We start from the raw sequence: 24,111 nt of genomic DNA, 5'->3' as shown, positions 1-24,111 counted from the left end.
TACCTGTTCAGACGGCGGCGGTAACGAGATCATGTTTGAATCTACACCATAGTGGCGGCAGATCTTCCGGCAACGGGCGATATTCGCCGATCTCGGACCAGCCTCCAGGGCCATGGAAATCACTGCCGGCGGTGACCAGCAGACCGAACTCACGGGCCAGAATCGCCAGGCTGCCGACCTGCTCGGCCGGCTGATGGCCGTTGACCACCTCGATGGCATGGCCCCCTGCTTGAATATAGTCGGCGACCAGGCGACGACGCTTGCTGCGGGTGAAATCATAGTGCCATGGATGCGCCAGGCTGACCCAGGCCCCGGCGGCCCGCAGGGTTTCGACGGTCTGCTCCAGCGTCGGCCAGTGCTGCTTGACGTCCCCCAGCTTGCCGGCCCCCAGCCATTTGCGGAACGCTTCGGCGCGGTCCTTGACGAACCCTTCGTGCACCATCCAATCGGCAAAGTGCGGCCGGGCCGGTGCGTTGCCGCTGTCGCCCAGCTCCTGCTGGATCTGCCGGGCACCGTCCAGGGCACCGGGCATGCCCTTCAGTGCCAGTTTGCGGCTGATCTCTTCGGAGCGTAGCCAGCGGCCGTCGTGCAGTTGCGCGATGGCCTGGACCAGCGCCGGCGCATTCACATCAAAACCGTAGCCCAGCACGTGAATGGTCGCCCCGCCCCAGGTACAGGACAACTCGACCCCATTGACCAGTTGCATGCCCAGCGCAGTCGCGGCGCTGCGGGCCTCGTCGAGACCTTCAAGGGTGTCGTGATCGGTCAGGGCCAGGACCCGCACGCCGTGCTCGAACGCCCGCGCCACCAGAACCGCAGGCGCCAGGGCACCATCGGAGGCCGTGCTATGGCAGTGCAAATCAACATTCACGAGAGTTTGTTACCTCAAATCAGCTGGCCCTATCGCGGCCAAGGATGTTTGTTATTATGCCGCCACATCCTGCTTCTGGCTGCCACTGTGAAACAATTCATCGACTTCATCCCGCTCCTGCTGTTTTTCATCGTCTACAAACTTGATCCACGAACCGTCGATATCGCCGGTCACTCCTTGACTGTAGGCGGTATTTACAGCGCCACCGCAGTGCTGATCATCAGTTCCCTGGTGGTTTATGGCGCACTGTTCGTGTCCCAGCGCAAGCTGGAGAAAAGCCAGTGGCTGACCCTGATCGCCTGCCTTGTGTTCGGCAGCCTGACCCTGGCCTTCCACAGCGAAACCTTCCTTAAATGGAAAGCCCCGGTGGTCAACTGGCTGTTCGCCCTGGCCTTCATCGGCAGCCACTTCATCGGTGATCGCCTGCTGATCAAGCGCATCATGGGCCACGCCATCAGCCTGCCAGACCTGATCTGGACCCGGCTGAACATCGCCTGGATCGCGTTCTTCCTGTTCTGTGGTGCCGCCAATCTATTCGTTGCGTTCACGTTCCAGGACTACTGGGTCGACTTCAAGGTCTTCGGCAGCCTGGGCATGACGCTGTTGTTCCTGATTGGCCAGGGCATCTACCTGTCCCGTCATCTGCACGATGCCGACCCCACTACGCCAAAAGCCGAGGACTGACATGCTCTACGCAATCATTGCCACCGACGTCGCCAACTCCCTGGAAAAACGCCTGGCCGCTCGCCCCGAGCACCTTGCACGCCTGCAACAGCTCAAGGCCGAAGGCCGTATCGTGCTGGCCGGCCCGCACCCGGCGGTAGATAGCAATGACCCGGGCGCAGCGGGTTTCTCTGGCAGCCTGATCGTGGCCGAGTTCGATTCCCTGGTCGCCGCCCAAGCCTGGGCCGAGGCCGATCCGTTTGTTGCGGCCGGCGTCTATGCCAATGTCGTGGTCAAGCCGTTCAAGCAAGTCCTGCCGTAAATCCCCAAGCGCAATGAGCCTGCGCGGCTCATTGCGCTCAATTGCTCATTGTTCTCGTTTGCCTGCCGACAACCTTTCTAATCTCGATTGGAAATCAGGAGTGGCAATGCGCAAAGGTCCGTTGTGCCTGTTATGGGTCACGTTGGCGATCGGGGCACCCGCCCATGGCGAGGAGAGCACCGAGGGCAGCCATTCGGCGCCCTTGTCCCTGAGTGCCGGCGGCCAGATCGCCGAACTGCAGCAACGCTTGAAAGACAGCGAGCGCCAGCGCGAGGAGTTGAGCAAACAATTGCAAAACGCCGACAGCGAACGCGAGAGTGCCTTGCTCGCCCGGTTGCGCCAGGAGAACCAGCGCCTGAAGCTGCAACTCAAGGAAGCCCAGTCCAACCCCCTGCCACGCTTGTTGACCGATCAACAGCAATGGTTCGTCATTGGCGCCGGGGTAGCGCTATTGGCCCTGCTCTGCGGTATCTTTGCCAGCGGTGGACGTAGACAACGTCGGCAATGGCTAAATTGAGTGAGTCATGAGTGAGCTGTTACTGATTGATGATGACCAGGAGCTGTGTGAGCTCCTTGGCAGTTGGCTGGGCCAGGAAGGTTTTCAGGTCCGCGCCTGCCACGATGGCCATAGCGCCCGCAAAGCCCTGGCCGAAACCGCCCCGGCGGCGGTGGTGCTGGATGTGATGCTGCCCGACGGTAGCGGCCTGGAACTGCTCAAGCAGCTACGCAGCGATCATCCGGATCTGCCGGTGCTGATGCTCTCGGCCCGTGGCGAACCGCTGGACCGCATCCTTGGCCTCGAACTGGGGGCCGACGACTACCTGGCCAAACCCTGCGACCCGCGTGAACTGACCGCCCGTCTGCGCGCCGTGCTGCGCCGCAGCCACCCGGCGGCAGTGTCCAGCCAGATCGAACTGGGTGACCTGACCTTCAGCCCGGTGCGTGGCGTGGTCAGCATCGATGAACAGGAACAGACCCTCACCGTATCCGAAAGCCGCCTGCTCGAAGCGTTGCTCAAGCAACCGGGCGAGCCACTGGACAAGCAGGAACTGGCGCAGATCGCCCTGGGCCGCAAGCTGACCCTGTACGACCGCAGCCTCGATATGCACGTGAGCAACCTGCGCAAGAAAATCGGCCCCCACTCCGACGGCCGACCCCGCATCGTGGCCCTGCGTAGCCGTGGCTATTACTACAGCCTGTAGGAGCTGCCGAAGGCTGCGATCGTTTGATCCTGACTTGTAGGCGTTCCCTTGCGACTCAATTGTCTGGAAAAAGATCGCGGCCTCGCTGCACTCGACAGCTCCTACAGGTGATAGGCCTGACGCTGAGTGGCCGGTGTTTGTCAGCTCCGCACCAAATCGTCTTTACCCAAGCTTTACCCTCCCCTGACCGCCGCTGACCTTGATCTCCGTAATCTGCACACATCCGGAACTGACCGGGAATGAGACAAGGAGATACCCCATGCGCAAGACCCTTATCGCTCTGATGTTCGCTGCCGCCCTGCCCACCGTCGCCATGGCCATGCCTGGAGACGCCGGCCCGATGGGTCCGATGGACGGCCCGCGTCATGGCGGCCAGATGCACGACAAAGGTCCCTTCAGCCAACTGGACCTGAGCCGCGAACAACGCCAACAGATTCGCCATATCATGGGCGAACAGCGCCACGAACAACGGGAACTGGTCGACAAGTACCTGGCCAAACTGTCGCCAGCCGATCAAAAAGCCATGAAAGACGAAATGGAGGCCCGACACCAGAAAGTCGACGCCCAGATCCGTGGTTTGCTCAAGCCTGAGCAGCAAAAAGAGTTCGACGCGATCCAGAAGAAGCAAGCCGAGCGCCGCGCCGAATGGGCCGAGTTCAAGGCCTGGAAAGCGCAGCAACCGCAAAAAGCGCAATAATGCACTGAAGTGCCCCAGCCCAACGGCAACCGCCGTTGGGCTTTCTTTGTTTTCGAGGATTTACCGTGCGTTCATTGTTCTGGCGCATCCTGGCCAGTTTCTGGCTGGCCATCGCCCTGGTTGCAGGGCTGTCGATTCTCATGGGCCACATGCTCAACCAGGACGCCTGGATCCTCAGCCGCCATCCGGGTCTCAACACCCTGGCCGAAGAGTGGACGCGAACCTACGAAAGCCAGGGCGAAGAGGCGGCGCAGGACATCCTGCAAGGGCGCAAGCGCCAGTACCACATCGACGTCCAGGTGCTCAACGAGAGCGGCGACCCGGTGGTGCGCGGCACCTTCCCGCGTCGCGCGGCAGCCTTCGAGGCGCGACAGAACAACGATGACCGACGCCTGCCGTGGCGGCGACTGACCGATGAGTTCACCAGCGCCAAAACCGGCGACACGTACCTGTTCATTTACCGCATCCCCCACCCCGAACTGGACGCCTGGCACCGCGACAGCTTGCTGTGGCCCCTCAGTGCCTTGGGGATCGCCCTGGTGGTGCTGACCCTGTTCAGTCTGCTGGTGACCTTCTCCATCACTCGCCCGCTGAACCGTCTGCGCGGCGCCGTACATGACCTGGGCCAAGCCACCTACCAGCAGAACAGCCTCGCCAAGCTGGCCAACCGTCGGGACGAGTTCGGCGTGCTGGCCACCGATTTCAACCGTATGGGGGCACGCCTGCAAAGCCTGATTGCGAGTCAACGGCAGCTATTGCGAGATGTCTCCCACGAACTGCGCTCGCCTCTGGCCCGGTTGCGCATCGCCCTGGCACTGGCAGAACGGGCCAGCCCCGAGGAACGGGAAAAGCTCTGGCCGCGCCTGACCCGCGAATGTGATCGCCTGGAAGCGCTGATCAGCGAAATCCTGGTCTTGGCTCGGGTCGATGCCGACAACGCCAGCGCTGAAGAGGTGGATCTCAACGATCTGCTGATTACCCTGCAAAAAGATGCGCAACTGGCTTCCCCCGAACAGAGCGTGCAACTGGAAACGGAACCGAACCTGGCCCTGAAGGGCTGGCCAACCATGATCGAACGGGCGGTGGATAACCTGCTGCGCAACGCCCAGCGCTTCAACCCAGCCGGGCAACCCATCGAGATGCGCGCGGTGCGCCAGGGCGAACGGATCCTGATCAGCGTGCGCGACCACGGGCCTGGGGTGGACGCCGAACACTTGGGTCAGTTGGGCGAGCCGTTCTACCGAGCGCCCGGCCAGACCGCCGCCGGCCATGGCCTGGGCCTGGCCATTGCGCGCCGTGCCGCCGAACGCCATGGTGGCGCGTTGGTGCTGGCCAATCACCCAGGGGGCGGATTCATCGCCAGCCTGGAGTTGCCGTTGGTGCCGGGGGCTATTGGCCAACCCTGAGGGATGAGCCTGTGGCGAGGGAGCAAGCTCCCTCGCCACAATGAATCAAACAGCCCCCTCGAACCAAACGATAATTCCTCTTATTCAAAGCGCCCCGCCCTGTTAGACTTTGCGCCCCCGTTTCGCTCTCCCTGGATGCCCGATGCCGTCGTTGCCTCTTCGTTTTTGCGCGCTGTTCATGGCCTTGGGCCTGAGTGCCTGCGATGATGCCCCGCGTTTTACCCAGGCCGAACCCGGCGAAGCCCGATCCGGTGGCGCCGCAACGGTGCGCAAGAGCGATCAGAATGCCTTCTCCCTGCCCTCGGCCAACCTGCCACCCTCACGGCGCGTGGACTTCAGTGTCGGCAACAGTTTCTTCCGCAGCCCCTGGGTGATCGCGCCATCGACCACCACCGCCCGCGACGGCCTCGGGCCTTTGTTCAACACCAACGCCTGCCAGAATTGCCACGTCAAGGACGGTCGCGGTCATCCGCCGGCGCCGGACGCGACCAGCGCGGTGTCGATGCTGGTGCGCCTTTCGATCCCCGACGCGCCGGCCTACACCAAGGTCATCGAACAACTGGGGGTAGTGCCGGAACCGGTTTACGGTGGGCAGTTGCAGGATATGTCTGTGCCCGGCGTCGCCCCCGAAGGCAAGGTGCGAGTCGATTACACCCCCGTGCCCGTGCGTTTCAAGGACGGCACCGTCGTGGAACTGCGCAAGCCGAGCCTGCAGATCACGCAACTGGCTTATGGACCGATGCACCCGGACACGCGCTTCTCCGCCCGCGTCGCACCGCCGATGATCGGCCTGGGGCTGCTGGAGGCGATCCCCGACGAAGCCATCCTGGCGAACGCCGAGGCCCAGGCGCGCGAGAACAACGGCATCGCCGGGCGCCCCAACCAGGTCTGGGACGATGCCCAGCAAAAAACCGTACTGGGGCGCTTCGGCTGGAAGGCCGGGCAGCCCAACCTCAACCAACAGAACGTCCACGCGTTCTCTGGTGACATGGGCCTGACGACCCGCCTGCGGCCCTTCGACGATTGCACCGAGACCCAGGTCGACTGCAAGCGCGCCCCCAGCGGCAACGGCCCCGACGGCGAGCCGGAAGTCAGCGACAACATCCTGCGCCTGGTGCTGTTCTACAGCCGCAACCTCGCCGTGCCAGCCCGTCGCGAAGTGAATTCACCTCAGGTGCTGGCCGGCAAGAATCTGTTTTTCCAGGCCGGTTGCCAGTCCTGCCACACCCCGAAATACACCACGTCCGCCAACGCTGCCGAACCGGAACTGGCGAACCAGGTCATCCGTCCTTACACCGACCTGCTGTTGCACGACATGGGCGAAGGCCTGGCCGACAACCGCAGTGAGTTCAAGGCCAGCGGCCGTGACTGGCGTACCCCACCGCTGTGGGGCATCGGCCTGACCGAAACCGTCAACGGCCACACCCAGTTCCTGCATGACGGTCGCGCCCGCAACCTGCTCGAAGCCGTGCTGTGGCATGGCGGCGAAGCGCAAGCGGCGCAGCGACAGGTTTTATCGTTCAATGCCCAGCAGCGTGCTGCGTTGCTGGCGTTCCTGAATTCCCTTTAAACGCACTTTCCGAAAAACGGGAGCCCGACATGTTCCGTCCCAAGCTGTTGTTCACCAGCCTCGCCGCCCTCGCCCTCGGAGCCTGTTCGCCCCAAGACCCGCAAGCGGTCACCTCGGCGGCCATCGCCAAGCAAGTGATCCTGCCGACCTACAGCCGCTGGGTCGATGCCGACCGGCAACTGGCGACCAGCGCCCTGGCGTTCTGCCAGGGCAAGGAAAACCTGGAAACCGCCCGCGCCGACTTCCTCAAGGCACAAAAAGCCTGGGCCGAGTTGCAACCGCTGCTGATCGGTCCGCTGGCCGAGGGTAACCGCGCCTGGCAGGTACAGTTCTGGCCGGACAAGAAAAACCTGGTGGGCCGTCAGGTCGAGCAACTGGTCAACAGCCAGCCGCAGATCGACGCCGCGGCCCTGGCCAAGTCCAGCGTTGTGGTCCAGGGCCTCTCAGCCTATGAGTACCTGCTGTTCGACGCCAAGATCGACATGGCCGACAGTGCACAGAAAGCCAAGTATTGCCCACTGCTGACCGCCATCGGTGAGCGCCAGAAGCAACTGGCTGAAGAGATCCTGTCGCGCTGGAACACCAACGACGGCATGCTCGCCCAGATGAGCAAATTCCCGAACCAGCGCTACGCCGATTCCCACGAAGCCATCGCCGATCTGCTGCGGGTCCAGGTCACCGCCCTCGACACCTTGAAGAAAAAACTCGGTACGCCAATGGGCCGCCAGAGCAAGGGCGTGCCGCAACCGTTCCAGGCCGATGCCTGGCGCAGCCAGTCGTCGCTGCAAAGCCTGGAGGCCAGCCTGAGCGCCGCTCGAACCGTCTGGGTGGGCGTCGATAACCAAGGCCTGCGCGGTCTGTTGCCAGGCGACCAGAAGCCTCTGGCCGACAAAATCGATGCGGCGTACGACGCCTCGTTAAAGCTGTTCGCCAGCAGCCAGCGTTCGCTGAGCGAAATGCTCGGCGACGATGCCGGGCGCCAGCAACTCAACGATTTGTACGACAGCCTCAACGTCGTCCATCGCCTGCATGAAGGCGAACTGGCCAAGGCGCTGGGTATTCAATTGGGCTTCAACGCCAACGACGGTGACTGATCATGTTTCGACGTCAGGCTCTGGCACTGGGCAGTCTGCTGCTCGGCGCCGTTACCCTGGGCGGCTGGACGCTGTTCAAGCAGAAGGACAAGAGTCCGCTGTTGCTTTCGGCACGGGACGATGGCGACGGCAAGCACTACGCCGTGGGCTATCGGCTGGACGGCAGCCGGGTGTTCGTCACCCAGGTCGGCCAGCGGTGCCATGACATCATCAACCATCCGACGCTGCCGATTGCGCTGTTCGTCGCCCGTCGGCCCGGCACCGAAAGCTACCTGATCGACCTGCGCGATGGTGCGCTGCTGCAAACCATCACCTCGTTGCCGAACCGGCATTTCTACGGCCACGCGGTGATCCATAACAGTGGCGAATGGTTGTATGCCACCGAGAACGACACCACCGATCCGGGACGTGGCCTGTTGGGCGTGTACCGTTTCGAAGGCGAGCGGCTGGTGCACAGCGGCGAGATTTCCACCCACGGCATCGGCCCGCATCAGGTGTCATGGATGCCCGACGGCGAGACGCTGGTGGTGGCCAATGGCGGCATTCGCACCGAGGCCGAGAGCCGGGTCGAGATGAACCTCAACGCCATGGAGCCAAGCCTGGTATTGATGCAACGCGATGGCACACTGTTGAGCAAGGAAACCCTTGCCCAGTCGATGAACAGCGTGCGTCACCTGGGCATCGCCCGCGACGGCACCATTGTCTCCGGCCAGCAGTTCATGGGCGCTGCCCACGAGCCCTCGCAATTGCTGGCGATCAAGCGGCCAGACCAGCCATTCCAGGCGTTCCCGGTGCCCGAGCAGCAATTGCAGGCCATGGGGCATTACACCGCCAGCGTCGCCGTGCACAGCGACCTGCGCCTGGTGGCCTTGACCGCGCCCCGTGGCAACCGCTTTTTCATCTGGGACCTGGACAGTGGCGAAGTACGCCTGGATGCGCCGCTGCCGGACTGTGCCGGCGTGGGTGCGGTGGCCGACGGTTTCGTCGTGACGTCGGGCCAGGGGCGTTGCCGCTATTACGACTGTCGGCAGACACAACTGGTTGCAAAACCGCTGGATCTGCCGGCAGGGCTCTGGGACAACCATTTGCATCTGGCCTGATGCAAGGGAGCGAAGCCTATCGGCGCCAAGCGCCCTGACTTTTGGGAATATTCCTACGCCAGGCAGGCTTATAGCGGCTGGAATCGCCCGCACACTCAGAGTAATGTGCCCGCCTGTCTGTCTTTTCTCTCGGCTTTTTTCCAAGGAAGTGGAACATGCTGCGACGCCGCATGCTGATCATGTTGGGGGTTGTCCTGCTGGTTGTGCTGTTACTGGCCGGCTACAAGGCCTTCTCCGTCTACCAGCAGATCCAGATGTTTTCCGTACCGAAACCACCGGTCAGCGTCGCCGTGGCCAAGGCCGTCGAGCAGCCCTGGCAAGCCCGCCTGCCGACCGTTGGCAGCCTCAAGGCGCTGCAAGGCGTGGACCTGAGCCTGGAAACTGCCGGAACCGTGCAGAAGGTGCAGTTCCAGTCCGGGCAGAAGGTCAAGGCCGGCCAGCCGCTCCTGCAACTGGACAGTGACGTCGAAAGCGCCCTGCTGGAAACCGCCGAGGCCGACCTTGGCCTGTCACAATTGGATTTCGGTCGCGGCCGACAACTGGTGGGCAGCCAGGCGATCTCCAAAGGCGAGTTCGACCGGCTCGCGGCACAGCTGAAAAAGAACCAGGCCACGGTCAATCAACTCAAGGCATCGTTGGCCAAGAAGCACATCCTGGCGCCGTTCAGCGGCACCATTGGCATTCGCCAGGTGGACGTCGGCGACTACCTGGCCAGCGGCACAGTGATCGCCACCCTGCAGGACCTCAGCAGCCTTTACGTGGATTTCTACGTCCCCGAGCAAACGGTGCCCAGGCTCGCGGTTGCCCAGTCAGTCAACGTCAGCGTCTCGGCCTATCCCGGGCAGAATTTCGTCGGCACCATCAGCGCGATCAACCCCAAGGTCGAGGACAGCACCCGCAACGTGCTGGTGCGCGCCACCCTGGCCAACCCCGACGGCAAACTGCTGCCCGGTATGTTCGCCAACCTGCAGGTGATCCTGCCGGACGTGGCCGCCGGCATCGTCGTACCGGAAAGCGCCGTGACCTACACCCTCTATGGCAACTCCATGTACGTGGTGACGCAGAAAAAAGCCGCCGACGGCAGTGTCGAGAAAGACGACAAGGGCCAGCCGATCCTGATCGCCGAACGGCGCTTCGTTGAAACTGGCGAGCGACGCGACGGGCACGTGCTGGTTTCCAAAGGCGTGCAAAGCGGCGAACAAGTCGTGATCGCCGGCCAGCTCAAACTCGATAACGGTACGCCCATCGCCATCAGCGACGACAAGACCCTGACCGAACAGAACAGCCCGCCGCGCGCGGACTGATCAAGGAACCCCCATGGCTTTTACCGATCCGTTCATCCGCCGTCCGGTGCTCGCCACCGTGGTCAGCCTGTTGATCGTGCTTCTGGGTTTCCAGGCCTGGAGCAAGCTGCCCCTGCGCCAGTACCCGCAGATGGAAAACGCCCTGATCACAGTGACCACCGCTTACCCCGGGGCCAACGCCGAAACCATCCAGGGCTACATCACCCAACCGATGCAGCAGAGCCTGGCCAGTGCCGAAGGCATCGACTACATGACCTCGGTCAGCCGCCAGAACTTCTCGGTGATATCGGTCTATGCCCGCATCGGCGCCAACAGCGACCGACTCTTTACCGAACTGCTGGCCAAGGCCAACGAGGTCAAGAACCAACTGCCCCAGGACGCCGAAGACCCGGTGCTCAGCCGCGAGGCCGCCGATGCCTCGGCACTGATGTACATCAGTTTCTTCAGCAAGGAACTGAACAACCCGCAAATCACCGACTACCTCTCACGGGTGATCCAGCCCAAGCTGGCGACACTGCCGGGCATGGCCGAAGCGGAGATTCTCGGCAACCAGGTCTTCGCCATGCGCCTGTGGCTGGACCCGGTCAAGCTCGCCGGCTTCGGCCTGACCGCCACCGACGTGACCAATGCCGTGCGCCAGCACAATTTCCTCTCCGCTGCCGGTGAAGTGAAAGGCGAGTATGTGGTCACCAGCATCAACGCCAACACCGAACTCAAGTCCGCCGAGACCTTCGCCGCGATCCCGCTCAAGACCGACGGCGACAGCCGCGTGTTGTTGCGGGACGTGGCCCGCGTGGAAATGGGTGCCGAGAACTACGACACCATCAGCTCCTTTGGTGGCACGCCCTCGGTGTACATCGGGATCAAGGCCACGCCCGGCGCCAACCCGCTGGATGTGATCAAGGAAGTGCGCAAGATCATGCCGGACATGGAGGCCCAGCTCCCGACCAACCTCAAGGCCGAGATCGCCTACGACGCCACCCTGTTCATCCAGGCTTCCATCGACGAGGTGGTAAAAACCCTGTTCGAGGCGGTGCTGATCGTCATCGTCGTGGTCTTCTTGTTCCTCGGCGCACTGCGCTCAGTGGTCATCCCGGTGGTGACCATCCCGCTGTCGATGATCGGCGTGATGTTCTTCATGCAATTGATGGGCTACTCGCTGAACCTCCTGACGCTGCTGGCCATGGTGCTGGCCATCGGTCTGGTGGTGGACGATGCCATCGTGGTGGTGGAAAACATCCACCGGCACATCGAGGAAGGCAAGAGCCCGTTCGAGGCCGCGATTGAAGGTGCTCGGGAAATCGCCATGCCGGTGGTTTCGATGACCATCACCCTGGCAGCGGTGTACGCGCCGATTGGCCTGCTCGAAGGGCTGACCGGAGCGTTGTTCAAGGAGTTCGCGTTGACACTGGCCGGGGCGGTGGTGATTTCCGGGATCGTCGCCCTGACCCTGTCGCCGATGATGTGCGCCCTGCTGCTGCGTCATGACGAGAACCCGTCGGGGCTGGCCCATCGGTTGGACGTGGTCTTCGAACGCTTGAAGAGCCGCTACCAGCGCCTGCTTCACGGCACCCTCAATGCCCGCCCGGTAGTGCTGGTGTTCGCCGGGATCATCCTGCTGCTGATTCCGGTGCTGATCATGTTCACCAAGTCCGAATTGGCACCCGACGAGGACCAGGGCATCATTTTCATGATGGCCAATGCCCCGAAGACGACCAACCTCGACTACCTGAACGCCTACACCGATCACTTCATCACGATCTTCAAGGAGTTCCCCGAGTACTACTCCTCGTTCCAGATCAACGGCTACAACGGCGTGCAGTCCGGCATCGGCGGCTTCCTGCTCAAGCCCTGGAACGAACGCAGCCGCACCCAGATGGAAATCCTGCCTGAAGTCCAGGCCAAGCTGGAGAACATTCCCGGCTTGCAGATTTTCGGCTTCAACCTGCCCTCGCTGCCGGGCACCGGCGAAGGCCTGCCATTTGCCTTCGTCATCAACTCGCCGAAGGATTACGCCACACTGTTGGAGATCGCCGAGCGGGTTAAGGCACGCTCATTGGAATCCGGCAAATTTGCCTTCATGGACATTGACCTTGCCTTCGACAAACCCGAGGTGGTGGTAGACATCGATCGCGCCAAGGCGGCCCAGATGGGGGTTTCGATGCAGGACCTGGGCGGTACCCTGGCAACCCTGCTGGGTGAATCCGAGATCAACCGTTTCACCATCGAAGGACGCAGCTACAAGGTCATTGCCCAGGTTGAACGGCCATTTCGAGACAACCCGGATTGGTTGAACAATTACTACGTGAAAAATACCCAGGGTGAGCTGCTGCCGCTGTCCACCCTGATCAAGGTCAGCGACCGGGCGCGGCCACGGCAACTGAATCAGTTCCAGCAGCTCAATGCGGTCACAATTTCCGGCTTTCCCATCGTGAGCATGGGCGAAGCCATCGAGACGGTCCGCCAGATCGCCCGGGAAGAAGCACCAGTAGGGTTCGCCTTCGATTACGCCGGAGCTTCGCGACAATTCGTCCAGGAAGGCAGCGCACTGTGGGTCACCTTTGCCCTGGCCCTGGCGATTATCTTCCTGGTGCTGGCGGCCCAGTTCGAAAGCTTCCGGGATCCGCTGGTGATCCTGGTAACGGTGCCACTGTCCATTTGCGGCGCGTTGATTCCGCTGTTCCTTGGCTGGTCGAGCATGAACATCTATACCCAGGTGGGGCTGGTGACGCTGATCGGCCTGATCAGCAAGCACGGCATCCTGATCGTCGAATTCGCCAACCAGTTGCGCCAGGAACAGGGCCTGACGCCACGGGAAGCCGTGGAACAAGCCGCGTCGATTCGCCTGCGACCGGTGCTGATGACCACCGCGGCGATGGTGTTTGGCATGGTGCCACTGATCCTGGCCACCGGTGCCGGTGCGGTGAGCCGCTTCGACATCGGCACGGTGATCGCTACCGGGATGTCGATTGGCACCTTGTTCACACTGTTCGTGCTGCCTTGCGTCTACACACTGCTGGCCAAGCCGGACAAACCCTGAGGACTGTTCAAACACACCTCATTTTGGTACGGGATGCTGTTGTGGCGAGGGAGCTTGCTCCCTCGCCACAGGGTGAGTATTTGGCTGCAGACGGGGGGAGGCATTGAAGAACCTCTACGCAAAAATAAAGGCCTCACATAGGTGAGGCCTTTATTTTGGCTTCATGATGCTCAACTCTGCGGCCTCATCCCTTGAGAAAGACTGAACATGAACAGCAGCAGATCATTATCCGGTCGGATCGCCTCGCTGGCCTTGACCACCCTGGGCACAGGGCAATGGGCGTCGATGTGGGAAGCACTGAGGATCTGCGAACGCGGCTGTTCCCATACAGCCACCGCCATCGATGCAACTGCCAGGGCTCCTACTAAAAATAAACCTCTAGCAATTTCTAGTTTCATCGCTATAAACCTTTGATAGCGCTGCCAAACGCCGCCTCATAAAAGTAGACGAGTTTTTTCCAGTCGGCGTCGCTGAACGACGAATGGCGCCGCAGCTGCTTCAGGTCATGGGATGCAGCGCTCCGGGCAGTCAGGCGCTGGCGACACTTTTCAAAATCCAGCAAGGCCACTTCGGCCCGGGCCGCCTCACCCTCCCCGGTCACGCGCACAAACACGTGCTTGATGTAGATACAACCATGCTGCCAACGGCCCATGTGCATGCGGGCCAGGCTTTCAGCCAATGCTGCGAGGATTTGGTCATGCACTGCTTCCCCATGACGCTCGCGCCCACCTGCGGCATACCAATGCTTGATCTCTTCGAAACCTTCGAGTGCCTGGGTCACCAGCAGCGCACGCCACTTATGAACCGGGTCCCGCTGGGCACCACAGAAAATGAGCTGGGGGACGCGCACACCAAGCCGGGTCAACGCCAGGAGTGCATCCCGCTCACGCAACACAGTCGGTCGACCGAACGGGTACAGCCAACTGCGATGAATATGGCCGGTCTGACGCTTGGCATACAACAGCTTGCCATCCTTGCTCTTGATCCGCTGCACACCGCTTTCACCGCCACGGCGCACATTGGGTTCTTCCACCCACTCCCCCTGCTGACTCCAGAAGTATTCGAAGTCGTCAAAGGGAATCGTTGATGCCTGCGCTACCTGGACACCCATGCCGTCACCTCTTGCGTAATACGTAAACTCGCCACATGGCATACAGCGGTAGAAAATCCAGTCGTTCCTGAATGCGAAACCCGGCCTGCCGAAACTCTTCTTCTACTGTAGCGACCGGTAACACAAATCGATTCTGGTAGGTTCTTTGCCCACGAGTGCGCTCCTCGCGCTTGCGTTTCCAGGCCTTGAAATTGCCATCGACCCACAACGAAACGATCACGCTATCGCGGGTGACACGCTCCAATTCCCTGAGAATCGCCAGTCGATGCGCGGGTTCACCGATGTGGTGCAACAGACGCATGCAAAAAACGCTGTCGACGGCGTTATCAGGTAAAGCAATGTCGAACGCAGAAGTGTGCAAGGGTTGTACCCGTTTCACGACATCAGCCGGTTGAGACGTCAATGCGGTCTGGAGCATGGCTTGGGAATTGTCCGCGCCGATGATCACCCGATTCGGCTTTTCGGCCAACAAGGGCCAGAAGCGCCCGGCACCGCAGGGCAGATCCAACACCAGACCCGGATCGCCCACAAGCGCTAACGCGCGCCTGGCCAGTTGTTGATCTCTCAGGTTGGAAAGACGGCGACTCACACCGCTGCGATGCTTACGAAAATATCTTCGGGCATGCTGCTCATCGTATTTTTCGGAAAAATCGAGCTTGATGGGTTTGGACATTGAGGAGGGCCTCTCTTTCTGATCAGCCCCACCTTATGAATTGGTTTGTCATCTCTTTGTGAAAAAAAAGTCATGTAAACAACCCAATGTTTACAAGACTTTTCCAAGCCAAGGGCTCACCCCTTCGAACTCAACTCCACCTCGAAATGGCACCCGCTGGGTTCCATCGTGCTGAGGCTGACCGTCCAGCCCTGGTTCTCGCAAATCCGTTGCACCAGTGACAACCCCAACCCCAACCCCTCGCCACGCTTTTCATTGCCGCGTACAAACGGCTCGAACATCGCCTCGCGCTTCTCCTCCGGGATGCCCACGCCGCTGTCCTCGACCACGAATCCGGTAGTGGTCAACGAGAGGCGGATGAAACCCTGGTCGGTGTAGTGCAAGGCATTTCGCAGCAGGTTGCCCATGACCGCGGTCAGGAATGTGGCGTTATACAGCGTGTCGACGGTTTGCCCCGGTTCGAAGATCAGCATGAGGCCTTTTGATTCGATGGGACCACGCCACACCCCGAGGAGGTTTTCAGCCACCTGGGCAAGGGGCAGCCGAGGTGACATGCCGTTGTCTTCACGCTCTGCCCTGGCGAGCATCAAGAAGGTTTGCACCAGCTCGCGCATCTCTTCGCTGGCCCGGCTAATGCGCTCCACCTGCGTGCGGCCACGCGGATCCAGGGCCGGGTTTTCCAACAGCAGCTCGCAGGAGGTCGCCAGGACCATCAACGGTGTACGCAACTCGTGGCTCACGTCGCTGGTGAACAACCGCTCGCGAGTCAAGGCCTGGCGCAACCGACCCAGTGTCGCGTCGAACGCCACGGCCAGTTCGCCCACTTCATCGGCGGCGTAATCCGGAGCCAGCGGCGGAGCGAGTCCGAGGAGCTGGTCGCGATGCCGTACCTGCTGGGCCAAGCGAACCACGGGGGCCATCACCCGACGTGCCAGGACCCAGCCCAGGAATACCGCCAGCGCCAAGCTGAGCACGAAGCCCACCAGCACCACGGCGAACAGCACGCGCTCACGTTCCTCGAAGTCGCTCTGGTCTTGCAACAGCACGTAGTGCCGACCGTCAACGATCTCGACCATGGCGTGATAGGACAATTGCTCGCGAAACACCTCGTGGAAACCACGCTCCAGGTGACGCAGATCCTTGGGCAACTCGAAGTCACCCGGGCCGCCGCTGAAATAGAACAACTGGTCAGGTTCCGGACGGTGGTTCCAGTCCGAGACGCTGTCCATCAGGAGCAGGCGTTGCAGATCGCCGCCAAGTCCGGCGGAAATCAGCTTTTCTTCCACCAGGTGGACCGTCGCCACGATGCCCATGGCGAACGCCCCGGCGACCAACGCGCTCATCAGCGCAAACGCGATGATGATCCGTTGGGCAAGGCTCTGCTTAAACTCCATCTCGGCCCTCGGCCAGGCGATACCCCACGCCGTGCACAGTGTGCAACAGCGGCTTATCGAACGGCTTGTCGATCACCTGGCGCAGTTGATGGACGTGGCTGCGCAGACTGTCGCTGTCCGGGCAATCATCGCCCCACAGCGCTTCTTCGAGGATTTCCCGGCGCAGCACGTGGGGGCTTTTCTGCATCAATACCGCCAGCAGCTTCAGGCCTACGGGGTTGAGCTTGAGCAGTTTGCCTTCACGGGTCACTTCCAGGGTGTCGAGGTCGTAACTCAAGTCGCCGACCTGCAAGGCACGGCGGCCACCGCCCTGGGCTCGTCGCATGACGGCTTCGATCCGCGCCGCCAGTTCCGACAGGGCAAAGGGTTTGATCAAGTAATCATCGGCCCCGGATTTGAAGCCCTGCAAACGGTCGTCCAACTGATCCCGGGCGGTGAGCATGATCACCGGTGTATCGCGTCGGGCATCTTCGCGCAGGCGCTTGCACAAGGTGTAGCCGTCGATACCCGGCAACATGATGTCGAGCACGATCAGGTCGTAGTGTTCGGTGGCCGCCAAGTGCAGCCCCGACAAACCGTCCTGGGCACAATCGACGGTATAGCCCTTGAGCCCCAGGTAATCGGCCAGGTTGGCCAGGATGTCGCGGTTGTCTTCAACCAACAGAATTCGCATGGGCATCTCCTCTGCGCACGTAGGCAGTCGTCGTGGCCCGCGCAGCTTAAGGCCAAGTTTGGCTCACGGCTAGGGTTGTATCGGTGGCCCTGGCGAGTATGTCCATGTAGGAGCGGGCTTGCTCGCGAATGCGCGGGACCAGCCGCTATCCATGTTGAATGTACCGACGCTTTCGCGAGCAAGCCCACTTACACATAAGTCGAGTGAGCCAAGAAACGCGGCGGCGTGGGCATTGACGAGTTTTTCACCCAACATTCACACCTCTCCAACGCAACGCAGACCAGACTACGCGCAACGCGCTGCTTACGAAAAACCCATCAAAGGTACTCTCATGGTTTCCACCGCCATCCGCCCCGCTTCCAGGCCGCTGAACTTGCGCATCGCCCTGGGCCTGCCCGCCGTTGTCGCGGTGATTATGGTGTTGTTGGAACTGACCACACTGGACATGAACCTGGCCAAGCTGTTTTACGACCCGGTTGGCGCGGAGTTCATCGGTCGGCACAGTTTTTTTCTGGAAGATATCCTGCACGACCGGGCCAAAGAGGTGGTCATCGCATTTTCCGCACTGGCGGTCCTCGGGTTTATCTGTACGTTTTTCGTCGCCCGGCTCAAACCATTCCAACGCGAACTGGGCTGCCTGGTGTTGTCCCTGGCCCTGGCGACCTCTTTCGTCACACCGATGAAAGCCGTGACGGCGGTGCAATGCCCCTGGAGCCTGAAGGAATTCGGCGGCAAGGAAACCTACAGTGAGCTGCTGAGCCCGCGCCCGGCCACCGACAAGCCCGGCCGCTGCTGGCCCGGCGGTCATGCCGCCACCGGGTTCACGCTGTTTGCGCTGTTCTTCGCGCTGCGCGACCGCCGCCCGCGCCTGGCCCGGCAAGCCCTGGTATTCGCCTTTGCCCTGGGCACGGTATTTTCCGTGGGTCGAATGATGCAAGGGGCGCACTTCTTTTCCCACAACGTGTGGACCGCGGTGTTCTGTTGGCTGATTTGCCTGGGGTGTTACTACTACATCCTGTATCGACCGGCCGCCATGACTGATCGCGTAGCGCTGAGCCAACCCGCCAACGCCTGAACATGATTCAAATGTGGGAGCGAGCTTGCTCGCGATTACGGTGTATCAGTTCATATACCCGGCGCTGACCCACCGCTATCGCGAGCAAGCTCGCTCCCACAGGGGGATTGGCCCCGCGCCATGAACCCAAGGCAATAAAAAACCCCGCCTGCTTTCGCAGGCGGGGTTTTTCGCTACAGGGGTAAGGCTGGCTTACATCATGCCGCCCATGCCACCCATGCCGCCCATGTCTGGCATGCCGCCGCCAGCTGGAGCGTCTTCCTTGATTTCAGCGATCATCGCCTCGGTGGTAATCATCAGGCTGGCAATCGACGAAGCCGCTTGCAGAGCCGAACGAGTCACTTTGGCTGGGTCCAGGATACCCATTTCGATCATGTCGCCGTATTCGCCGGTAGCAGCGTTGTAACCGTAGTTACCCGAACCCTGCTTGACCTTGTCGACCACAACGCTTGGCTCGTCACCGGAGTTGGCAACGATCTGGCGCAGAGGAGCTTCTACAGCGCGACGCAGCAACTGGATGCCCACGTTCTGGTCATCGTTGTCGCCTTTGAGTTCGCTGATGGCTTGCAGGGCACGAACCAGTGCCACGCCGCCGCCAGGTACCACGCCTTCTTCAACGGCTGCGCGGGTTGCGTGCAGGGCGTCTTCAACGCGGGCTTTCTTCTCTTTCATTTCAACTTCGGAACCGGCGCCAACCTTGATCACTGCAACGCCGCCGGACAGCTTGGCCAGGCGCTCTTGCAGTTTTTCACGGTCGTAGTCGGACGAAGTCTCGGCCACTTGTGCGCGGATCTGGGTAACGCGAGCCTGGATGTCAGCCTCGACGCCAGCACCGTCGATCACGGTGGTGTTTTCCTTGGACAGGATCACGCGCTTGGCGTTACCCAGGTGCTCCAGGGTGGTGCTTTCCAGGCTCAGGCCGATCTCTTCGGAGATAACGGTACCGCCGGTCAGTACGGCGATGTCCTGCAGCATGGCTTTGCGACGGTCGCCGAAGCCTGGTGCCTTGACGGCAGCAACCTTGACGATACCGCGCATGTTGTTCACAACCAGGGTCGCCAGGGCTTCGCCTTCAACGTCTTCAGCCACGATCAGCAGTGGGCGGCCGGCTTTGGCAACGGCTTCCAGCACTGGCAGCATTTCGCGGATGTTCGAGATCTTTTTGTCGACCAGCAGGATCAGCGGGCCGTCGAGCTCGGCGGTCATGGTGTCCGGCTTGTTGACGAAGTACGGGGACAGGTAGCCACGGTCGAACTGCATGCCTTCAACAACCGACAGTTCGTTTTCCAGGCCCGAGCCTTCTTCAACGGTGATCACGCCTTCTTTACCGACTTTTTCCATGGCTTCGGCAATGATGTCGCCGATGGAGTTGTCGGAGTTGGCCGAGATGGTGCCGACCTGAGCGATTGCCTTGGTGTCAGCGCATGGCTTGGACAGGGCTTTCAACTCTTTGACGATGGCGATGGTCGCCTTGTCGATGCCGCGCTTGAGGTCCATCGGGTTCATGCCGGCAGCGACGGCTTTCAGGCCTTCGTTGACGATCGATTGAGCCAGGACGGTAGCGGTGGTGGTGCCGTCACCAGCGTCATCGTTGGCACGGGAGGCAACGTCTTTGACCAGTTGCGCGCCCATGTTTTCGAAGCGGTCTTTGAGCTCGATTTCTTTGGCTACGGAAACGCCGTCCTTGGTGATGGTCGGAGCGCCGAAGCTCTTCTCGATGATCACGTTACGGCCTTTCGGGCCCAGGGTCGCTTTTACTGCGTCAGCCAGGACGTTGACACCGGCGAGCATTTTCTTGCGGGCGGAATCGCCGAATTTAACTTCTTTAGCAGCCATGATCGATATTCCTTAAATACTTTGTAGTCGCGGAAAAATGAGCGGGGAATCAGCCTTCGACAACAGCGAGGATTTCGCTCTCGCCGATAACCAGCAGGTCTTCGCCATCAACTTTCACAGTGTTGCTACCGGAGTAAGGGCCGAAAACAACCTTGTCACCCACTTTCACGGACAGCGCACGTACTTCACCGTTTTCCAGTGCTTTGCCTGGGCCTACAGCGAGTACTTCACCCTGGTTTGGCTTTTCAGCAGCCGAACCTGGCAGGACGATACCGCCAGCGGTTTTCTTTTCTTCTTCGCTGCGACGGACGACGACGCGGTCATGCAGAGGACGAAGCTTCATTGTCGATCTCTCCTAATTGTGGTTTTCATCGGCCGGTGTAGTCCCGGCGGGTTTAACGAATCCGGCGGTGCCGGGTGCGGTTCGTCAAGCGAACCGCGGAAGTCTGTCCGGTGTTGCCACCGGAAACCTTGCGGTGACCCATACATAAGGGCGGACAAGCCGATTACAAGGGCCGGGTATGAAATTTTTTACTTCACGCAGCCAAAAACGAACACGGCACCTGAAGGTGCCGTGTCGCTGGTTTTTACCGAGGGTCGCGGTGTTCGAATTCGCCTTCGATCACGTTGGGCTCGCGGCCCAAAGGTTCGCGCGGAGCTGGCCCGCCACGGGGCTGTAGGTCGTCGGCAAAGGCCCGCTGGCGCATCGCCTGCTCTTCGGCGCGCTGGCGCATTTTATTGGCCAGCATCCGACGGGTGAATGGCAACAGCATGACCAGGCCCAGCACGTCGCTGATGAAGCCAGGCAGGATCAACAGACCGCCACCCAGGGCCAGCATCAGGCCTTCAAGCATGGTCTGGGCAGGCAGCTCGCCTCGGTTCAGGCTTTCACGGGCACGCAATGCCGTGGCGAGGCCGGCGATACGCAGCACGAACACGCCGAGCATCGAGCCGAGAATGACCAGCAACAGCGCCGGGAAAAACCCGATCGCACCGCTGACCTTGACGAATACGAACAGCTCCAACACCGGGAACAGCAGAAAGAGCAACAAAAAAGGGCGCATCAAATGGTTCCTCAACGCAAGAATGCCTTGCTATGAGACCTTAAATGACGTCGCCCTTTCGTGAATTCAAGCGTCAGCCGCGGTATTTTTCGGCCATTGCTCGGCGTGAGCCAGATAAACCAAGGCTTCGCGTACTTGTGTCGGGGTGTTGCAGGGCTCTTGAAACGCCAGCCAATGCAGGCCCTGGCCAATACGCAGGTGCATGCCTTCGCTGTCGATACCCACCAGTTGCGCCGGTTCGGTGTGCGGCAGGCCGGCGAGATCCACGTAATGGGCAATGGCCATGGTGTGATCAGCGTTCATGTGCTCGATCATGCTGGCTTCGGCTTTGCCGGCAAAGGGGTTGGCCAGGGTGAGCTGGTCGATCCAATGAATGGCGCCGAAGCCGCCGATGTAACGATGACGCACCGGTTCAAGCACCCAGAAATCGAAATCATGGGCCTTGTGATAGTTCTGCGAGTCAGGGAAGTAGCGGTAATAACGCTCAGCGGCGGCGTCGATGGCGGCGCGGTCTTCCAGTTTCCGGGCCTCGGCCAGGTAGGTCAGGCGCCCGACCGCCTGCACATCTTCGGCACCCCGCTCGCCCACCAGCATCGAACACTTGGGGTCTTTTTGCAGGTTGTGGGTGTGCTGGGCGATGCGGCTGATCAGGATCAGTGGCCGGCCCTGTTCGTCCAGGCAATACGGCACCACGGAGCCGAACGGAAAACCGGGCATGGACTTGGAATGGGTGGAGAGCATTCCACGGTATTCCTTGAGCAGCAATTCTCGGGCATGCTTGGCAGCTTCAACGCTCAATTTATGACTCCTTTGATAGAAACCGTCTTAAAAACGGTCGGGCAACTGGACTCTGTTCCAGTGCGCCAGCGGGGGCAGTTCTCGTGTGCAGCCGGGCTACACCGTCGCAGATCGAGAGGCCTTCAAAAGGACTTCCTTCACCGTTCTGCCACCGGGACATGAGAATGCAACTCACCGACAAAGTAATCATTATCACCGGCGGTTGCCAGGGCTTGGGCCGCTCCATGGCCGAGTATCTGGCTGGCAAAGGCGCAAAGCTCGCCTTGGTCGACCTCAACCAGGAAAAACTCGATCAGGCGGTTGCCGCATGCGCGGCCAAGGGTGTCGAAGCCCGGGCGTACCTGTGCAACGTCGCCAATGAAGAACAAGTGACCGACATGGTCGCCCGGGTAGCCGAGGATTTCGGCGCGATCCACGGGTTGATCAACAACGCCGGGATCCTGCGCGACGGCCTGCTGCTCAAGGTCAAGGACGGCGAAATGACCAAGATGAGCCTGGCCCAATGGCAGGCGGTGATCGACGTCAACCTCACCGGTGTGTTCCTGTGCACCCGTGAAGTGGCGGCGAAAATGGTCGAGCTGAAGAACAGCGGCGCGATCATCAACATTTCGTCGATCTCCCGCGCCGGCAACGTCGGCCAGACCAACTACTCGGCCGCCAAGGCCGGAGTAGCCGCTGCCACTGTGACCTGGGCCAAGGAACTGGCGCGCTATGGCATCCGTGTCGCCGGCATCGCCCCCGGCTTCATCGAAACCGAGATGACTTTGGGCATGAAACCCGAGGCCCTGGAAAAAATGACCTCGGGGATTCCGCTCAAACGCATGGGCAAGCCTGAGGAGATTGCTCATTCGGCGGCGTACATCTTCGAGAACGACTACTACACCGGTCGGATTTTGGAGATGGATGGTGGGTTGCGGATCTAAGGACCTGCACACAGCCAATGTGGGAGCGAGCTTGCTCGCTCCCACATTGGATGGCGTTTCAAGCATCAATCATCGCTGACAGTGATGTTCGGCATCGCCGGTGATGCGGCCTCTTGCAACACGATCCGCGCGCCCACGTGACGGGCCAGCTCCTGATAGACCATGGCGATCTGGCTGTCCGGCTCGGCGATGACGGTTGGTTTGCCGCCGTCGGCCTGTTCGCGGATCAACATCGACAACGGCAGCGAGGCCAGCAGTTCGACGCCGTACTGACTCGCCAGCTTCTCCCCACCCCCTTCGCCAAACAGATGCTCGGCATGCCCGCAGTTCGAACAGATATGCACGGCCATGTTTTCCACCACGCCCAGCACCGGAATGTTCACCTTGCGGAACATTTCCACGCCCTTGCGCGCGTCCAACAGGGCCAGGTCCTGAGGCGTGGTGACGATCACCGCACCGGCCACCGGGACTTTCTGCGCCAGGGTCAGCTGGATATCGCCAGTGCCTGGCGGCATGTCGATCACCAGGTAATCCAGGTCGCCCCAGGCGGTTTGCGTCACCAGTTGCAGCAGGGCACCGGAGACCATTGGCCCACGCCAGACCATCGGCGTGTTGTCGTCGGTCAGGAAGGCCATGGACATGACTTCCACGCCATGGGACTGGATCGGCACGAACCATTTCTGGTCCTTGACCTGCGGCCGGGTGCCCTCGGCAACGCCGAACATGATGCCCTGGCTCGGACCGTAGATGTCCGCGTCGAGAATCCCGACCTTCGCCCCTTCACGGGCCAGGGCCAGGGCCAGGTTGGCGGCGGTGGTGGACTTGCCGACGCCGCCCTTGCCCGAGGCCACGGCGATCACGTTCTTGACGTTCGCCAGCCCCGGTACCTGCGCCTGGGCCTTGTGGGCCGCAATCACGCTGGTGATTTCAACCTTGGCGCTGGCGACACCGTCCAGGGACTCGATCGCCATTTGCAGCATCTGCGCCCAACCGTTCTTGAACAGATCGGCGGCGTAGCCGATCTCCAGCTGGACGCTGACACGCTCGCCCTGGATGTCGATGGCGCGCACGCATCCGGCGCTGACCGGGTCCTGGTTCAGATAAGGGTCGGTGTACTGGCGAAGGACGGCTTCCACCGCTGCGCGATTGACGGCGCTCATGGGCAACTCCGATAGCAAGACTTGAAAAACAGGCCGCTATCCTACGCCCCACATGCTGTTGTGGCGACCCGATTACCGCGGTGCGAACACCTTTTGTGCCTGGCTCACACCTTTCGCCATTCCCAACCGATGTAT

At 61.1% G+C, this 24,111-nt stretch carries 24 protein-coding genes; 13 read left to right on the top strand and 11 right to left on the bottom strand.

Annotated features, from left to right (window positions below):
* Positions 1-7: 7 nt before the first annotated feature.
* Positions 8-871 (bottom strand): PHP domain-containing protein, encoded by an 864-nt coding sequence (locus tag ACWNZ1_RS16395; protein ID WP_135846837.1) that lies wholly within the window; start codon positions 869-871, stop codon positions 8-10.
* An 87-nt stretch (positions 872-958) separates the two neighbouring features.
* On the opposite strand from ACWNZ1_RS16395, the gene ACWNZ1_RS16390 reads away from it, so the two are divergent.
* From ACWNZ1_RS16390 to ACWNZ1_RS16340, 11 genes are all read left to right on the top strand, one after another.
* Positions 959-1,555: a septation protein A gene (locus tag ACWNZ1_RS16390; protein ID WP_135846838.1), complete on the top strand. Its 597-nt coding sequence runs from the start codon at positions 959-961 to the stop codon at positions 1,553-1,555.
* 1 nt (position 1,556) lies between these two features.
* Positions 1,557-1,856, top strand: coding sequence for a YciI family protein (locus ACWNZ1_RS16385; RefSeq protein ID WP_135846839.1), 300 nt, complete (start codon positions 1,557-1,559; stop codon positions 1,854-1,856).
* Positions 1,857-1,962: 106 nt separating this feature from the next.
* A complete protein-coding gene (locus ACWNZ1_RS16380) occupies positions 1,963-2,373 on the top strand; it encodes a translation initiation factor 2 (protein WP_135846840.1) in 411 nt (136 codons plus the stop codon).
* 7 nt (positions 2,374-2,380) lie between these two features.
* Positions 2,381-3,058, top strand: coding sequence for a response regulator transcription factor (locus ACWNZ1_RS16375; RefSeq protein ID WP_135846841.1), 678 nt, complete (start codon positions 2,381-2,383; stop codon positions 3,056-3,058).
* A gap of 259 nt (positions 3,059-3,317) precedes the next feature.
* Positions 3,318-3,755 (top strand): Spy/CpxP family protein refolding chaperone, encoded by a 438-nt coding sequence (locus ACWNZ1_RS16370; RefSeq protein WP_135846842.1) that lies wholly within the window; start codon positions 3,318-3,320, stop codon positions 3,753-3,755.
* A 65-nt stretch (positions 3,756-3,820) separates the two neighbouring features.
* Positions 3,821-5,161, top strand: a complete 1,341-nt coding sequence (locus tag ACWNZ1_RS16365; RefSeq protein WP_135846843.1) for a sensor histidine kinase — start codon at positions 3,821-3,823, stop codon at positions 5,159-5,161.
* Positions 5,162-5,303: 142 nt separating this feature from the next.
* A complete protein-coding gene (locus ACWNZ1_RS16360; RefSeq protein WP_406822741.1) occupies positions 5,304-6,731 on the top strand; it encodes a di-heme oxidoreductase family protein in 1,428 nt (475 codons plus the stop codon).
* Between the two features lie 29 nt (positions 6,732-6,760).
* Positions 6,761-7,825 (top strand): imelysin family protein, encoded by a 1,065-nt coding sequence (locus ACWNZ1_RS16355; protein WP_135846845.1) that lies wholly within the window; start codon positions 6,761-6,763, stop codon positions 7,823-7,825.
* Between the two features lie 2 nt (positions 7,826-7,827).
* Positions 7,828-8,925 carry a DUF1513 domain-containing protein gene (locus tag ACWNZ1_RS16350; protein WP_256453628.1) on the top strand — a complete coding sequence of 366 codons (1,098 nt, stop codon included), beginning with the start codon at positions 7,828-7,830 and terminating at the stop codon, positions 8,923-8,925.
* A gap of 155 nt (positions 8,926-9,080) precedes the next feature.
* On the top strand, positions 9,081-10,229 hold the full coding sequence (locus ACWNZ1_RS16345; protein WP_135846847.1) for an efflux RND transporter periplasmic adaptor subunit: 1,149 nt from the start codon (positions 9,081-9,083) through the stop codon (positions 10,227-10,229).
* Between the two features lie 13 nt (positions 10,230-10,242).
* Entirely contained in the window at positions 10,243-13,269 is a 3,027-nt protein-coding gene (locus ACWNZ1_RS16340; protein WP_135846848.1) for a multidrug efflux RND transporter permease subunit, read from the top strand.
* A gap of 170 nt (positions 13,270-13,439) precedes the next feature.
* Here ACWNZ1_RS16340 and ACWNZ1_RS16335 read toward each other — a convergent pair whose 3' ends face one another.
* The 5 genes from ACWNZ1_RS16335 to colR all read right to left on the bottom strand — a co-directional run bounded on the left by ACWNZ1_RS16335 (position 13,440) and on the right by colR (position 17,120).
* Complete coding sequence (locus ACWNZ1_RS16335) at positions 13,440-13,667, bottom strand: hypothetical protein (protein WP_135846849.1); 228 nt, start codon at positions 13,665-13,667, stop codon at positions 13,440-13,442.
* Between the two features lie 2 nt (positions 13,668-13,669).
* Positions 13,670-14,380, bottom strand: coding sequence for a lipopolysaccharide kinase InaA family protein (locus tag ACWNZ1_RS16330; protein ID WP_135846850.1), 711 nt, complete (start codon positions 14,378-14,380; stop codon positions 13,670-13,672).
* Positions 14,381-14,384: 4 nt separating this feature from the next.
* The gene (locus tag ACWNZ1_RS16325; RefSeq protein ID WP_135846851.1) at positions 14,385-15,053 is read right to left on the bottom strand and encodes a class I SAM-dependent methyltransferase; all 669 of its coding nucleotides are present in this window, start codon (positions 15,051-15,053) and stop codon (positions 14,385-14,387) included.
* A gap of 116 nt (positions 15,054-15,169) precedes the next feature.
* A complete protein-coding gene (locus tag ACWNZ1_RS16320; protein ID WP_265072337.1) occupies positions 15,170-16,447 on the bottom strand; it encodes a sensor histidine kinase in 1,278 nt (425 codons plus the stop codon).
* Positions 16,437-17,120, bottom strand: a complete 684-nt coding sequence (gene colR, locus ACWNZ1_RS16315) for a two-component system response regulator ColR (RefSeq protein ID WP_025215158.1) — start codon at positions 17,118-17,120, stop codon at positions 16,437-16,439. Before colR ends, ACWNZ1_RS16320 begins: the two co-directional genes overlap by 11 nt.
* A 331-nt stretch (positions 17,121-17,451) precedes the next feature.
* Here colR and ACWNZ1_RS16310 point away from each other — a divergent pair, with 331 nt between their 5' ends.
* Entirely contained in the window at positions 17,452-18,195 is a 744-nt protein-coding gene (locus tag ACWNZ1_RS16310; protein ID WP_135846853.1) for a phosphatase PAP2 family protein, read from the top strand.
* A 192-nt stretch (positions 18,196-18,387) separates the two neighbouring features.
* On the opposite strand, the gene groL is transcribed toward ACWNZ1_RS16310, so the two are convergent.
* From groL to ACWNZ1_RS16290, 4 genes are all read right to left on the bottom strand, one after another.
* Complete coding sequence (groL, locus tag ACWNZ1_RS16305; protein ID WP_053124505.1) at positions 18,388-20,031, bottom strand: chaperonin GroEL; 1,644 nt, start codon at positions 20,029-20,031, stop codon at positions 18,388-18,390.
* 49 nt (positions 20,032-20,080) lie between these two features.
* Entirely contained in the window at positions 20,081-20,374 is a 294-nt protein-coding gene (locus ACWNZ1_RS16300) for a co-chaperone GroES (RefSeq protein WP_024619193.1), read from the bottom strand.
* 244 nt (positions 20,375-20,618) lie between these two features.
* Positions 20,619-21,095 (bottom strand): FxsA family protein, encoded by a 477-nt coding sequence (locus ACWNZ1_RS16295; RefSeq protein ID WP_210640289.1) that lies wholly within the window; start codon positions 21,093-21,095, stop codon positions 20,619-20,621.
* 66 nt (positions 21,096-21,161) lie between these two features.
* Positions 21,162-21,893 carry a HugZ family pyridoxamine 5'-phosphate oxidase gene (locus ACWNZ1_RS16290; protein ID WP_256453631.1) on the bottom strand — a complete coding sequence of 244 codons (732 nt, stop codon included), beginning with the start codon at positions 21,891-21,893 and terminating at the stop codon, positions 21,162-21,164.
* 164 nt (positions 21,894-22,057) lie between these two features.
* Here ACWNZ1_RS16290 and ACWNZ1_RS16285 point away from each other — a divergent pair, with 164 nt between their 5' ends.
* Complete coding sequence (locus ACWNZ1_RS16285) at positions 22,058-22,816, top strand: SDR family oxidoreductase (protein ID WP_135846856.1); 759 nt, start codon at positions 22,058-22,060, stop codon at positions 22,814-22,816.
* A gap of 65 nt (positions 22,817-22,881) precedes the next feature.
* Here the strand turns inward: ACWNZ1_RS16285 and apbC are convergent, their stop codons facing one another.
* Positions 22,882-23,976: an iron-sulfur cluster carrier protein ApbC gene (gene apbC / locus ACWNZ1_RS16280; protein WP_256453632.1), complete on the bottom strand. Its 1,095-nt coding sequence runs from the start codon at positions 23,974-23,976 to the stop codon at positions 22,882-22,884.
* Positions 23,977-24,111 lie beyond the last annotated feature (135 nt).

This window comes from Pseudomonas sp. CFBP 5748, from assembly GCF_053850495.1.
This window is presented reverse-complemented; position numbering and strand designations above follow the sequence as displayed.

What these genes read in the sequence shown, in the direction of transcription:
- ACWNZ1_RS16310 (WP_135846853.1), top strand. Translation starts at nt 17,452, where the DNA reads ATGGTTTCCACCGCCATCCGCCCCGCTTCCAGGCCGCTGAACTTGCGC.
- ACWNZ1_RS16335 (WP_135846849.1), bottom strand. Translation starts at nt 13,667, where the DNA reads ATGAAACTAGAAATTGCTAGAGGTTTATTTTTAGTAGGAGCCCTGGCA.
- ACWNZ1_RS16345 (WP_135846847.1), top strand. Translation starts at nt 9,081, where the DNA reads ATGCTGCGACGCCGCATGCTGATCATGTTGGGGGTTGTCCTGCTGGTT.
- ACWNZ1_RS16325 (WP_135846851.1), bottom strand. Translation starts at nt 15,053, where the DNA reads ATGTCCAAACCCATCAAGCTCGATTTTTCCGAAAAATACGATGAGCAG.
- ACWNZ1_RS16330 (WP_135846850.1), bottom strand. Translation starts at nt 14,380, where the DNA reads ATGGGTGTCCAGGTAGCGCAGGCATCAACGATTCCCTTTGACGACTTC.
- ACWNZ1_RS16355 (WP_135846845.1), top strand. Translation starts at nt 6,761, where the DNA reads ATGTTCCGTCCCAAGCTGTTGTTCACCAGCCTCGCCGCCCTCGCCCTC.
- ACWNZ1_RS16300 (WP_024619193.1), bottom strand. Translation starts at nt 20,374, where the DNA reads ATGAAGCTTCGTCCTCTGCATGACCGCGTCGTCGTCCGTCGCAGCGAA.
- ACWNZ1_RS16375 (WP_135846841.1), top strand. Translation starts at nt 2,381, where the DNA reads ATGAGTGAGCTGTTACTGATTGATGATGACCAGGAGCTGTGTGAGCTC.
- ACWNZ1_RS16350 (WP_256453628.1), top strand. Translation starts at nt 7,828, where the DNA reads ATGTTTCGACGTCAGGCTCTGGCACTGGGCAGTCTGCTGCTCGGCGCC.
- ACWNZ1_RS16320 (WP_265072337.1), bottom strand. Translation starts at nt 16,447, where the DNA reads ATGGAGTTTAAGCAGAGCCTTGCCCAACGGATCATCATCGCGTTTGCG.
- ACWNZ1_RS16285 (WP_135846856.1), top strand. Translation starts at nt 22,058, where the DNA reads ATGCAACTCACCGACAAAGTAATCATTATCACCGGCGGTTGCCAGGGC.
- ACWNZ1_RS16370 (WP_135846842.1), top strand. Translation starts at nt 3,318, where the DNA reads ATGCGCAAGACCCTTATCGCTCTGATGTTCGCTGCCGCCCTGCCCACC.
- apbC (WP_256453632.1), bottom strand. Translation starts at nt 23,976, where the DNA reads ATGAGCGCCGTCAATCGCGCAGCGGTGGAAGCCGTCCTTCGCCAGTAC.
- ACWNZ1_RS16385 (WP_135846839.1), top strand. Translation starts at nt 1,557, where the DNA reads ATGCTCTACGCAATCATTGCCACCGACGTCGCCAACTCCCTGGAAAAA.
- ACWNZ1_RS16360 (WP_406822741.1), top strand. Translation starts at nt 5,304, where the DNA reads ATGCCGTCGTTGCCTCTTCGTTTTTGCGCGCTGTTCATGGCCTTGGGC.
- ACWNZ1_RS16340 (WP_135846848.1), top strand. Translation starts at nt 10,243, where the DNA reads ATGGCTTTTACCGATCCGTTCATCCGCCGTCCGGTGCTCGCCACCGTG.
- ACWNZ1_RS16380 (WP_135846840.1), top strand. Translation starts at nt 1,963, where the DNA reads ATGCGCAAAGGTCCGTTGTGCCTGTTATGGGTCACGTTGGCGATCGGG.
- ACWNZ1_RS16295 (WP_210640289.1), bottom strand. Translation starts at nt 21,095, where the DNA reads ATGCGCCCTTTTTTGTTGCTCTTTCTGCTGTTCCCGGTGTTGGAGCTG.
- groL (WP_053124505.1), bottom strand. Translation starts at nt 20,031, where the DNA reads ATGGCTGCTAAAGAAGTTAAATTCGGCGATTCCGCCCGCAAGAAAATG.
- colR (WP_025215158.1), bottom strand. Translation starts at nt 17,120, where the DNA reads ATGCGAATTCTGTTGGTTGAAGACAACCGCGACATCCTGGCCAACCTG.